Raw genomic sequence first — 11557 nt, 5'->3', positions numbered from 1 at the left:
CACCGTCGCTATCGGCGAGTATGTGGCCGTGGGGACATCTCGCCGTCGGCTATCTGTTGTACTCCGGACTGAGTCGATGGCAGTTCGACCGGGTGCCGGGCAGTGTGGCGACGCTCGCCGTCGCGTTCGGGACGCAGTTTCCCGACCTCGTCGACAAGCCGCTGGCGTGGACGTTCGGTGTGCTGGCGAGCGGCCGGTCGCTCACACACTCGCTGCTCACCGCCGTCGTGATCTGTGGCCTCGTGGTGTGGTACGCCCGCCGACACGACCACTCCACGGTCGGTATCGCGTTCGCGGTGGGCTACCTCTCGCACCCGTTCGCCGACGGCGTTCTCTCCTTCGTCTCCGGCGACTACCAGTATCTCGCGTATCTCGGCTGGCCGCTGCTCGATCTGCCGCCGTACGACACCAGCGCCGGGTTTGTGGCGCGCGTTCTGGGCGTGGAGTTCACGCCGTTTTTCGCCCTCCAGATCGCACTCGTCGCGGTCGCATTCGTGGTCTGGGTTCGTGACGGTCGTCCCGGCCTTGCAGCGGTGCGTGGATGGGTCGTCACGTGGCGCGAGCGGGCCGCAGAGCAGTAACCCGTTCTCGTCTTCCACCGGGAGTCGATCTCACTGACGCCGGCGCGCTACGACGGCCGCACCGCCGAGGAGTGCGAGGACGACGACCAACGCCAGAGTGACGGCGATGGGACCCACCCCACCGAGGATTCCACCATCCGCCGCGTCGTCCGCCGCCGGACGGACCGAGATCGAGGCGTTGTCGGTCACGGCCCGCACTCCCTCGACGTAGGGGCCGTCGGTGCTCCCGTTGGTGGCGACGAAATCGAACTCGCCGTTGTCGTTCGAATCGAAATGTGCCATCGCGACCAGCGTGCCGTTTGCGGCGAGTCGCGAGTCGTTGAAGTTCCGTCCGTCGACCGCGTAGAGCGGGACGACGACGTCCTGGTGCGGTCCGGGGCTGAGTCGCTGTGAGACCCCGATGACGCTACCGACGGTGCTGTTGTTCGCAGTGAGGCTCGTGTCGTGGATCGCGACGAACCCACCCTGCGAGAGGGTGGCCGTGTTGAGTCGCACCACCGACCCGTTCGTGGTCTGTTCGGAGAACACCAGGGTCGCGTTCGGATTCGAAACTCCCTGTTGGGCCTGCTGAGGCTGCTGTGATCGGACGGACTCCGTCGGGAGTGCGGCGGCCGTCCCGGCCACACAGAGGGCGACAACGAGCACCGCGGCAACTTTCGTGGATCGCATGGAGGACTTGGTGTGTGAAGCGGTCCCATTGGATAAAAATGGTCGGGTCGGCGGCGACCGTTCACTGCGACACCACCGTGTTTACCACTCGTGGCGGAGAACGCGTGGCAGATGGTCGAGTCCACGACATTGCTTCAGTTGTTCGCGGGGCTGACGCTGCTGTTCTCGAACGGATTTTTCGTCACTACCGAGTTCGCCATGACCCGCGTTCGGCAGTTCGACGAGGCCGAGTTCCAGGAGCACCGTGGTCTGCGGCGCGCGTGGGAGATGACTGAACAGCTCGAGATCTACCTTTCGGGGTGTCAGATCGGGATCACGATCTCGAGCGTAGGGCTCGGCTTCGTGGCCGAACCTGCACTCGCGGCGGTGCTCGACCCGGCAGTCCGCGCGGCCGGCCTCGGGAGCCTGCTCGGCGGCGGGGGCGAGGCCGGCCACACTGCCCTCTCGGTCGCGCTCGCGCTGCTCGTGATCAACCTGCTCCACGTGATCGTTGGTGAACAGGCCCCCACCTACCTCGGCATCGAGCGGACGAAGACCGTCGCGCGATACGGCGCGCCGCTGCTCTACTGGTGGACGCGGGCGCTGGGCCCGATCATCCGGCTGGCCGACTGGGTGGCGAAGGCGATTCTGGGTGTCTTCGGCGTCGAGATCTCACGCTCGTGGGCCGAAGAGGAGATCGAGGAGGGCGAAGACGGCGCGGAGCGTCCCGCCTCGCGGGGCGAACTCCGGAGCCGGATGGGGACGTTGCTGAGCCGGGGCGAGCTCTCCGACGAGCGCGAACAGGAGGTGATCAACGCACTCGAAATCGGCGACGTCTCGGTCGCGGAGGTGATGGTCGAGCGCGAGGGGATCGTCGCGCTCTCGACCGAAGAGTCGATCGAGGCCAACCTCGAACTCATGACCAAGCGCCAGCACACCCGATTCCCGCTGGTCGGCGAATCCTTGGAGGAGTTCGTGGGCGTCGTCTACACACCGGAGGTGCTCACGAACGTCGACGCCCTCCGGGATGGCGAGGTCGACATCGCATCCGTCGCCACCCCGTCGGTGACTGTCCCCGCGGATCTCCCGGTCAGCGACCTCATCGATCGGTTCCAGGCCGAACACCAGGAGGTCGCGATGGTGGTCGACCCCGACGACGAGTCGGTGGTCGGGCTCGTGACCGCGACCGACGCGTTCGAAGCGATCACCGGCGATCTCGAGGATCCGCTCGACTAAGCAGACGATAGCGACTGGGAACCACCGGGGCGTGCTGGCTCCAGAAACGTAAATATATAGAAATATGTCTGACAAAGAATTATACCGGAGGCCGCCAGACGAGGGAGATATGTCGCGTCGTCGCCGTCGACTACAATCCTCGTGGCAGTCGCTACTGGGCAAGCTCGTCCCCAGTGCACAGGGGGACGTCGACCGAGCCAACGTCGTCGGGAGCGCACCGATCATCGCCGGCACCGGGTTCGTCCTCAGCCGGATGGTCGCGATCGCCATCGCCGACGCCTCCGCGCTCACCTTCCTCTGGGGACTCGTCATCGGGCTGGCGTTCGCCACCGCTGGCGTCGTCTTCCTGCTCTCGACAGAAACCGACACCCGCCGGGGCGCTCGCGCTGTCCGCAGTAGCCGGGTGCCGCTCGCGACCGCCAGCGGCGTGTTGGCTCTCTCCTTGCTCACCGGTGCCGTGCTCGGGGCGCTCCTGTAACTCCGGCGTATCGTACGGATCGGTTTTGGAGGCGGTCGATCGTCGTTACCGATCCAAAAATTGTTGGTTTTCCAATAAGTCGCCGGAGCCGTTCGATTTTTGGTGTTTCGGGCGTCCAAAGCCAGTGAAATTAAATACTGCGAGTGCCTTGGTTCACGTACAATGAAATCACTGAAGAGTGTCGAGATGGACTATGCGGAGATCTATCGTACCGTTCTCTCGGAGGCGTCCGGTGAGGTGTTCGTGGTCTTCCCCCCGGCAGGTGCTGTCGAGAAACTCGTCGACACGCTGGACGAACTCGACGATCCGCCGACGGTTCGGTTGCTCGCGGTCGAGGCCACACTCAAGAGCGTCATGGAGGATTTCATCGTTGCTAGCATCACCGCGGATCTCATCGCCGACGAGACGCTCTCGCTGCGAACGACCGAATCCACCGGGATGAACTCGCTGATCGTGACCGACGAGACGGTGGTCACGCTCGTGGCCGCCGGCGAGCTGGTCGCGGGACTCGGGACCGTCGAAGACGATTTCGTTGGGAGCGCGCGGGAGAAACACGCGGCGGCGTTCGAGGAGGCCGAACCGTTCTCGCTCCGGACACCACCGATCTCGCGGGTTCACGAGACGCTCGCCGAGACGTTCAGCGACGAGGTCGATGCGGACTTCGGGCGCGTGCTCGACTCGCTCGACGCCGCTCGCGGCAACGGCGACGGGCTCGACGAGGTGACTATCAGCCTGCTGATCGCGGCGAAACACGAACTCCAGCTCTACGACATCAGCCGATGGGGCGAGGACACCGGCGTCGCGAGCAAGGCTACCTTCTCCCGGACGAAGACCAGGCTCGAAGACGAAGGGCTGATCGACACCACGAAGGTTCCGATCGATGTGGGTCGACCGCGGCTCCGCCTGCTGCTCGGCAACGAACGGCTCCAAGCGGCCGATATCGACGAACTCGCGGACGTCGCCCAGGACATGCTCGCGACCGACGACTGAACGCCACTCGGTGGGTGATCCGAACTCGTTTTACAGCCGTTCTCGACCGTTTCGTAGTGTATAGCCACCGTCTGGGAAAAGAAGCGTTTCGACGTCAGACCAGCGCGAGCGGGATCGCGAACGTGACGACCAAGCCGACGACGAGCACGACGGCCCCGATACCGACCTGACGGGCGGTGAACGCACTCATCGGGGCGGTTTCACGGGTCGCAACCGGCTCGACGCTGCCGTGGGTGCCGTCGCCCGTCGCGTCGGGATGGGAATCGCGCTCCTCGCGCTCGCTCTCGGCCATCGTTTCGTCTTCGGTGTCGGTCGCCTGTTCCTGACCGGGTTCGGACTCGCGAGGTTCGGTGGGTGCGTCGTCGTTGTCGCTCATACCGACTCGACGGAGCCGCGCTATTAAAATCACACCGATGATCGTCGGCCAAGTCACCGAGCGAGTCAGTCGAAACCGTCAACACCCGGCCCGTCCGAGAGCGGGTATCGGATGCTGACAAAGCGCATCATTCCCTGTATCGATGTCGATCTCGACGAGGACGGCGAGCCGGCGGTCTACACCGGTGTGAACTTCGAGGACCTCGAACACACCGGCGATCCGGTCGAAATGGCGCGGCGGTACAACGAGGCCGGCGCGGACGAGTTCGTGTTCCTCGACATCACCGCCTCGGCCGACGGCCGCGAGACGATGCTCGACGTGGTGTCGAGCGTGGCCGACGAGGTGTTCATTCCCCTGACTGTCGGTGGCGGGATTCGCACCCGCGAGGACATCCGGGAGACGCTCCGAGCCGGGGCTGACAAGGTCTCGATCAACACCGCCGCGCTCCAGAACCCCGATCTCATCACCGAGGGTGCGACAGCTTTCGGCAGCCAGTGCATCGTGATCTCGGTCGACGCGCGCCGGCGGTACGACGAGGCCGGCGAGCACTTCTTCACTGTCGACGGCGAGTCCTGCTGGTTCGAATGCACGGTGAAAGGCGGGCGCGAGGGCACGGGCCGGGACGTCGTCGAGTGGGTGCGCGAGGCCGAATCCCGCGGTGCGGGCGAGCTGTTCGTCAACTCGATCGACGCCGACGGGACGAAGGACGGCTACGACATCCCACTGACGCGGGCGGTCTGCGAGGCGGTCTCGACGCCGGTCATCGCCTCGTCGGGCTGTGGCGGTCCCGCGGACGCCCACGAGGTGTTCACGGACGCGGGCGCGGACGCGGCGCTCGCCGCGTCGATCTTCCACTTCGACGAATACTCGATCCGGGAGGTAAAGGAGTATCTCGCCGACCGCAGCGTTCCGGTGCGGCTGTGAGGGCCGCGGCTCGTCGAGCGATGATCGGAGCGACGGATATCACGAGTATTCCGCCACGGCTGGAGCCTCTCGCTCTCGGACTCTCACCCTATCTGTTCAAAATCTGGCCGTATCACCACCTCAAGGAAGTCATCGCCGAGCGTACGACAGAGACCGAGCGTGCGAAGCGGTAGCCTATCGTGCGACAAGTCAGCTTTCGAAACAAGAGTTCATAACGGTGTGGAAGGCGGTCGCGAATGCGCTTCATTCAGAACCAGGCTACGTCATTGAAAAACCACTCCTACTAACGCATGGAGACAGCGACCGAACGGGAACAGTAGCTCGGGATGCCCCTTCGTGGGCTGAGCGAGAACCAAACTGCCGATACGGAGTGATTCCAAACGCGGGGCACAACGCAAACGACGACGATCCAGAGTATTTCAAGGAGCTGCTGATGAAGTTCCTCGATTCTGTGTCACAATAGGATTTGAAGCAGGAACTTTGACGCTTTCCAGAACATCCTGAAATCCATGGTCATAGTTGTCAGCGAAGATCTCGAACTGATCTGCGAGATACGCGTCATGTCTCTCACACGGCGACTCCAACAGGTCGGCACCCTGTGATGTGAGAGCCCCTATAACTCAGTGCGGCCCCCTCACTCGGATGTCCGTCCAGCAGCTCACTCGGTCAGCGGGAGGACGATCCCGAAACCGAACACCGAGACGAAGGCGACGAGGATCCCGGCCACCTCGCTATCGAAAAGCAGGGTTTGCTCCCAGCCGGGAAGCGGTCCGGCCACCGCAGGGCCGAACGCGGAGCCAGCAGCTCCGAGAACGAACAGCGCGACGCCCAGTGCGAAGCCGTATTTCGTCAGTCGTTCGTGGTTCAGATCGCCGTATCGACCCATAACGTGGTTCGAGCGGGTGACGATCAAACCGGTTTCGATTCGGCCGCTCGAAACGCAACTGCTTTCGGGCCACGACGAGTAGCGGCGTCGATGAAGGAGACGCTTTTAGAACTCGGAACGGAGTTCGGTGCGGCTGCCGTCCGTGCGATCGGTGCGGTGTGTGCGGCCGCCCTCGGTGTCGTGGTCGAACTGAACGGCCTCCAGACGCTCGATACGAGCGTCGGCATCGTCGGTGTCTGGATGACGGCACTCGGCTGCCTGCTGCTCGTCATCGGGTATATCCTCGCGAGCGACGCGATCGATCTGCTGCGAGCGAAACGCCAGCCGGCGAACTGACTCGCCGCCGCAGGCAGTCGCCGTCTCAGGCCGCCTGGAACGCGTCACGGAACGTCGTCGTCATCTCGCTGACTCGATCGGCCCCGGTTTCGAGCGCGTCGAGCGGCTCGGTGCCGGTCTCGGTCCGGATCGTGAGAATGGGATCGGTCTGGCCGCCCGACTGCTCGGGGTTCACGTCGTACGTGGCGGCGATGACACCCGACGTTTCGAGCAACGCGCCCTTGAGTACGTTCATGAACGTGTGATCCTCGCCTTCGATCTCGATCGACAGCTCGTCGTCCTCGCTCTCGATGACCCGTAGATCCATACCTTCTCTTCGGCGTCGCGCGCTTCAACCTGACGACTGACGACTGGCGGACCGTGATCGGACCGATCGTCCGACATATGCACGCGACAGAGTGAAACCGTCGCAGTCCTTCGAGTCGTCATGGCCCCGTGGCAGACACTCGCACGGATCGCGGTGCTCCTCGCGGCCGCGATCTCGCTGGGGGCCGTCTATCGTCTCGACGGGCGCGGAAAATGGGGGCCAGCGCTCCGCGCGCGCTTTCTGGCTGGCGTTCCGTGGGGGACGCTCCTCACGGTGGCAGGACTGCTCTGGGTGTATCTGTTCGTCCAGAACGGACTGGCGAACTGGTACTGGCCGGTCGTCGTCCCGTTCCGGGCGTGGTCGTATCTCTATCCCCTCGGGATGGGCGTCGCGTCGTTCGCCCACGTCGGTCCATCCCATCTCGTCGGCAACCTCGTCGGCGTTTGCACGTTCGGCGTTATCGTCGAGTACGCGTGGGGACACTACCCCACCGAGCGCGGTACGGCGACGTTTTCCTCGCTCCGGACCAACCCCTACGCTCGCGCGCTCGCCATCCCCGCCGGAGCGATCGTCGTCGGACTGCTGGTCAGTGTGTTCTCGATCGGGCCGGTGATCGGCTTCTCGGGCGTGGTGTTCGCGTTCGCCGGGGTCGCACTGGTGCGCTACCCGGTGACGACAGTGATCGCGCTCTCGGCCGGCGGCGTCGTTCAGCTCGTGTATCGCGCGCTCCGGAACCCGGTGGTGCAGGCGAACGCCGAGCCCTCGTTCGGAACGCCGTGGTGGGCCGGGATCGCGATCCAGGCTCACGCCATCGGTCTGCTGATCGGCGTTTTGATCGGGGTCGCGCTCTGTCGCCATCGGGACGTCCGGCCCACCGCGAGTCGGCTCTGGCTTGGCACCATCCTGTTTGCGGTGGGGCAGTCACTCTGGGCGGTCTACTGGTTCCGTGGCAACGGCGAGTACGTGCTCTTCCGGGCGATCGGCGCGGTGCTCGTCTTCGGGCTCGCACTCGTCGTCGCGGCGAGTGTCGCCGCCCCCGATCGGCTGGCGCTCCCGCGGCCGGACATGCCGCGCCTCGAAATTATCGAGCGCGTCGGCGATTTCGGTGGTAGCGGGACCATCAGACGCCGCGCAGCCTCGGCGGGTGTCATCGTGCTCGCGCTCGCGGTGCTCGCCGCGCCGGCCGTTCCGGTGAACCTCACGACCGTCGATACGCCGGCCGAGGAAGTGTTCGCGTCCGGGACCGGTGCCGGGCCCCAGCCGGGACTTGACGCCGATGTCGCCGTTCGGGACTACACCGTGACCTACGCCGAGAACGTCACGAACCGGAAGGTGTCGGTGTTCGACATCTCGGCGTTCGGGGAGACGACCCAGGTGCGAGCCAGCGGCGTGATCGTCGAGAGCGAGGAGCGTCACGTCTGGACTACCGCGATCCAATCCAGCGAGCTGGCGTTCGACGGCTGGTCGGCGGTCAAGCTCGGCGGACTGGGCTGGTCCGAAACCGTGGCCGCCAAACGAAACGGGTGGCGGATCGTCGGCGGCGGCCACGCCTACAAGGTGTTCCTCGACGGACCCGGTGAGGGCCGACAGCTCGCGTACCGCTCGGCACCCGCAACCGCGGAGCCGGTCATCGCGGGAAAGAACGTCTCGCTCGCCCCGCAGAAAACGGGATTCGATCTCGTCGTCAGTCGGAACAACGAAACGCTCGGCTCCGTTCCGCTGCCGAAAAAGGGGACGAGCGCGGCGGTAGCGAACGTCACCTTCGACCGGAACGGGAAGCACCTGTACGCCGTCGCCGGGCAGACGCGCGTCCGGATCGCAAGCCACGAATCCTACGAGTGAGTATCGGAGCAGATTACTCCCACGTGATCCGGAACACCTCTGCGTCCACGGTGCGGGAGTCGGCCTCGTGGAACTCGAACTGTCGTGGGAGATCGAGTTCGGCTCCGTAGGCCCGGGTCACCTCGCCCCCGTTGTCGTCGGCGAACGCCTCGACGAATTCAGAACTGTTGGCGTTGTGAACGGAGTACGAGACCGTGGCAACTCGGGCTGCCGTCGCGAGGAACGCCCGATCGGCGTGTTCGTTGTCGTTCTGCGCGCCGAACGGCGGGTTCATCACGACCGTCGTGGACGTGTCACTCTCGTGGGGCGGGACTTCTTCAGTATCAGTCGACGCAGCCCGCGAGCGAAGCGGTGCGTCGGTGGCGTCAGCCCGGATCCACGAGACGTCGGCAGTAGTGCCGACCCGGCGCTCGTTTTCTCGCGCGGTCCGGAGCGGATCGGGATCGATATCGATACCGACGACCGACTCCGGCCCGCGGAGCGCTGCGCCGAGCGCGAGCATCCCGGTACCGGTGCCGAGATCGATCACGGGTCGGCCTTCGATGTCGCCCTGCAGGTCCGCGACGTGGATCAGGTGGGCCGCGAGGTCGGGCGGCGTGGGGTACTGTTCGAGACCGACTTGTGGATCCTCGAACCCCGCGACCACCGCGAGTCGCTGGGCCAGGGCGCTCACGGAACTCATCGTCGTCGATACCCAACGGACATACGAAAAGGTTTGGCTATTCTTTCCGGTAATCGGTTCGGAGCGAAGACTAAGGCACGCGCCGCCGTCGATGTCGGTGACGATGGCAGAACTCGATCCGCAGGTGCGGCAGTTGCTCGACCTGCTCGACCAGCAGCGCGCGCCGCCGACCTACGGCGTGTCGGTCGAAACCGCGCGCGACCAGCTCGACGAGCTGTTCTCGATGCTCGACCCCGAACCCGTCGGCGACGTGCAGGACCTCGACATTCCGGGACCGGCAGGACCGATCCCGGTGCGGGTGTACGCGCCCGAAGACGAACCTGACGACTCTCCGGGAGTGTTCGTCACGTTCCACGGCGGCGGGTGGGTGCTCGGCGATCTCGACACCCACGACCCGTTCTGTCGCGCGGTGACGAACGCGGCGGACTGTCTCGTGATCTCCGTCGACTACCGCCGCGCGCCCGAGCACCCGTTCCCGGCGGCGGTCAAGGACTGCTATGCGGCCGTCGAGTGGGCTGCGGACTATGCACCGCACCTCGGTGGCGATCCCGAGAGGCTGGCGGTCGGCGGCGACAGCGCGGGCGGGAACCTCACGGCGGCGATCACACTGCTCGCACGCGACCGCGGCGGTCCCGACCTGTGTCATCAATCACTCATTTATCCGGCGGTAAACTCCAGAGTGGGGCCGGAGTTCGACTCTTACGAGGAGAACGGTTCGGGCTACTTCCTCGAACGCGAGAGCATGGAGTGGTACGACGAACGCTACATCCAAGACGACCTCGACGCACGAAACGAGTACGCCGCACCGCTACTCGCGCGCGATCTCTCCGGGCTGCCGCCCGCGACCGTGATTACGGCGGGGTTCGATCCGCTCCGCGACGAAGGGATCGCCTACGCCGACCGGCTCGAAGACGCCGGCGTTGCAGTCTCTCACGAGCACTTCGAGGGGATGATCCACGGGTTCGTGAGCATGCTCGACGTGGTCGATCGGTCACACGACGGGATCGAAACGGTCGCCGACGGTCTCCGGGACGCGTTCGACGCGTAGATCGGTCGAACGGCGGTTGCGACCGCCATCGACACTGAATTGCCGGTACTCCGAGGCGACCCGGTTTTTCCCCGCTTTCGCCACAGACTTCCCCGGCAGACCGCTACTTCTGGTGATGTCGGAGGATCTGTTTACACCGCTCGAACTGCGCGAGACTCGCGTCCCGAACCGAGTGATGGTCTCACCGATGTGCCAGTACTCCTGTGAGGATCGCGACGGTCTCGCGACGGATTGGCATCTCGTCCATCTCGGCAGCCGCGCGGCCGGTGGGGCTGGAATCGTGATGACCGAGGCGGCCGCGGTCGAATCTCGGGGGCGGATCTCGCCACAGGACCTGGGGATCTGGAGCGACGAACACGGAGCGGCGCTCGCGCCGGTGGCGGAGTTCATCAAGGGGCAGGGCTCGGTGCCGGCGATCCAACTCGCCCACGCCGGCCGGAAGGCGTCGAAGAGCCGTCCGTGGGACGGCAGCGCCCCCCTCCATCCCGACGACGGCGGCTGGGAGACGGTCGCGCCGAGTGCCGAGCCGTGGCCCTACGACGACGGCGCGACGGCGACCGCCGAGATGACGCAGGCGGACATCGAGGACGTGATCGATTCCTTCGGAGCGGCGGCCGAACGCGCCCGTGAGGCAGGATTCGAGATCGCCGAGGTTCACGCCGCCCACGGCTACCTCCTCCACGAGTTCCTCTCGCCCGTCACCAACCACCGCGAGGACGATTACGGTGGCTCGTTCGAGGACCGGACACGGATCGTTCGCGAGGCGACCGCCGCCGTGCGGGAGGTCTGGCCCGACGGCAAGCCGGTGTTCGTCCGGATCTCCGCGACCGACTGGCTCCCCGATCGCGACTCCTGGACGGTCGAGCAGTCGGTACAGCTCGCCGACGACCTCTCGACGGTGGGTGCGGATCTGATCGATGTGAGTGCGGGCGGGCTCCACCCCGAGCAGGAGCTGCCATCGGCGGGGCCGAACTATCAGGTGCCGTACGCACAGCGGATCCGCGAGGAGAACGACGGCGAGGTCGCGGTAGGGGCGGTCGGCGGAATCACGAGTCCGGAACAGGCCGACGCGGTCGTGCGCAACGATCGGGCCGACCTCGCGATCCTCGGACGAGAACACCTCCGCGACCCGTACTTCACACTCCACGCCGCCGAGACGCTCGATCGTCCGGAGGATGCCGAGCCGCCGTTGCAGTACCGCCGTGGATTCTGAGTGGTTTGGC

Annotated in this window: 14 protein-coding genes; 9 read left to right on the top strand and 5 right to left on the bottom strand. The window is 65.5% G+C overall.

Features of this window, described 5'->3' with window-relative positions:
- The first annotated feature begins 20 nt into the window (after window positions 1–20).
- A complete protein-coding gene (locus PHA81_RS08200; RefSeq protein ID WP_005041914.1) occupies window positions 21–581 on the top strand; it encodes a metal-dependent hydrolase in 561 nt (186 codons plus the stop codon).
- Window positions 582–611: 30 nt separating this feature from the next.
- Here the strand turns inward: PHA81_RS08200 and PHA81_RS08195 are convergent, their stop codons facing one another.
- On the bottom strand, window positions 612–1250 hold the full coding sequence (locus PHA81_RS08195) for a hypothetical protein (RefSeq protein ID WP_273836351.1): 639 nt from the start codon (window positions 1248–1250) through the stop codon (window positions 612–614).
- A 111-nt stretch (window positions 1251–1361) separates the two neighbouring features.
- On the opposite strand from PHA81_RS08195, the gene PHA81_RS08190 reads away from it, so the two are divergent.
- From PHA81_RS08190 to PHA81_RS08180, 3 genes are all read left to right on the top strand, one after another.
- Entirely contained in the window at window positions 1362–2465 is a 1104-nt protein-coding gene (locus PHA81_RS08190; protein WP_273836536.1) for a hemolysin family protein, read from the top strand.
- Window positions 2466–2574: 109 nt separating this feature from the next.
- A complete protein-coding gene (locus PHA81_RS08185) occupies window positions 2575–2943 on the top strand; it encodes a hypothetical protein (RefSeq protein WP_005041906.1) in 369 nt (122 codons plus the stop codon).
- Between the two features lie 162 nt (window positions 2944–3105).
- Window positions 3106–3933 (top strand): DUF5821 family protein, encoded by an 828-nt coding sequence (locus tag PHA81_RS08180; RefSeq protein WP_273836348.1) that lies wholly within the window; start codon window positions 3106–3108, stop codon window positions 3931–3933.
- A 94-nt stretch (window positions 3934–4027) separates the two neighbouring features.
- Here the strand turns inward: PHA81_RS08180 and PHA81_RS08175 are convergent, their stop codons facing one another.
- Entirely contained in the window at window positions 4028–4309 is a 282-nt protein-coding gene (locus tag PHA81_RS08175; protein ID WP_273836346.1) for a hypothetical protein, read from the bottom strand.
- Window positions 4310–4420: 111 nt separating this feature from the next.
- On the opposite strand from PHA81_RS08175, the gene hisF reads away from it, so the two are divergent.
- Window positions 4421–5233: an imidazole glycerol phosphate synthase subunit HisF gene (gene hisF, locus PHA81_RS08170; protein ID WP_005041900.1), complete on the top strand. Its 813-nt coding sequence runs from the start codon at window positions 4421–4423 to the stop codon at window positions 5231–5233.
- Between the two features lie 658 nt (window positions 5234–5891).
- Here the strand turns inward: hisF and PHA81_RS08165 are convergent.
- On the bottom strand, window positions 5892–6119 hold the full coding sequence (locus PHA81_RS08165; protein WP_005041897.1) for a hypothetical protein: 228 nt from the start codon (window positions 6117–6119) through the stop codon (window positions 5892–5894).
- A 90-nt stretch (window positions 6120–6209) separates the two neighbouring features.
- Here PHA81_RS08165 and PHA81_RS08160 point away from each other — a divergent pair, with 90 nt between their 5' ends.
- Window positions 6210–6455, top strand: a complete 246-nt coding sequence (locus tag PHA81_RS08160; protein WP_005041894.1) for a hypothetical protein — start codon at window positions 6210–6212, stop codon at window positions 6453–6455.
- 25 nt (window positions 6456–6480) lie between these two features.
- On the opposite strand, the gene PHA81_RS08155 is transcribed toward PHA81_RS08160, so the two are convergent.
- The gene (locus PHA81_RS08155; RefSeq protein WP_005041892.1) at window positions 6481–6762 is read right to left on the bottom strand and encodes a DNA-directed RNA polymerase subunit L; all 282 of its coding nucleotides are present in this window, start codon (window positions 6760–6762) and stop codon (window positions 6481–6483) included.
- A 120-nt stretch (window positions 6763–6882) separates the two neighbouring features.
- Here PHA81_RS08155 and PHA81_RS08150 point away from each other — a divergent pair, with 120 nt between their 5' ends.
- The gene (locus tag PHA81_RS08150; protein WP_273836339.1) at window positions 6883–8604 is read left to right on the top strand and encodes a rhomboid family intramembrane serine protease; all 1722 of its coding nucleotides are present in this window, start codon (window positions 6883–6885) and stop codon (window positions 8602–8604) included.
- 13 nt (window positions 8605–8617) lie between these two features.
- Here the strand turns inward: PHA81_RS08150 and PHA81_RS08145 are convergent, their stop codons facing one another.
- Window positions 8618–9286 (bottom strand): METTL5 family protein, encoded by a 669-nt coding sequence (locus PHA81_RS08145; RefSeq protein ID WP_273836338.1) that lies wholly within the window; start codon window positions 9284–9286, stop codon window positions 8618–8620.
- Window positions 9287–9389: 103 nt separating this feature from the next.
- On the opposite strand from PHA81_RS08145, the gene PHA81_RS08140 reads away from it, so the two are divergent.
- On the top strand, window positions 9390–10334 hold the full coding sequence (locus PHA81_RS08140) for an alpha/beta hydrolase (RefSeq protein WP_005041884.1): 945 nt from the start codon (window positions 9390–9392) through the stop codon (window positions 10332–10334).
- A gap of 115 nt (window positions 10335–10449) precedes the next feature.
- Entirely contained in the window at window positions 10450–11547 is a 1098-nt protein-coding gene (locus PHA81_RS08135) for an NADH:flavin oxidoreductase/NADH oxidase (protein WP_273836335.1), read from the top strand.
- The last annotated feature ends 10 nt before the right edge of the window (window positions 11548–11557 follow it).

Origin of the sequence: Halococcus sp. PRR34, assembly GCF_028617175.1 — an archaeon.
GTDB classification, from domain to species: Archaea; Halobacteriota; Halobacteria; order Halobacteriales; family Halococcaceae; genus Halococcus; species Halococcus salifodinae.
This window is presented reverse-complemented; position numbering and strand designations above follow the sequence as displayed.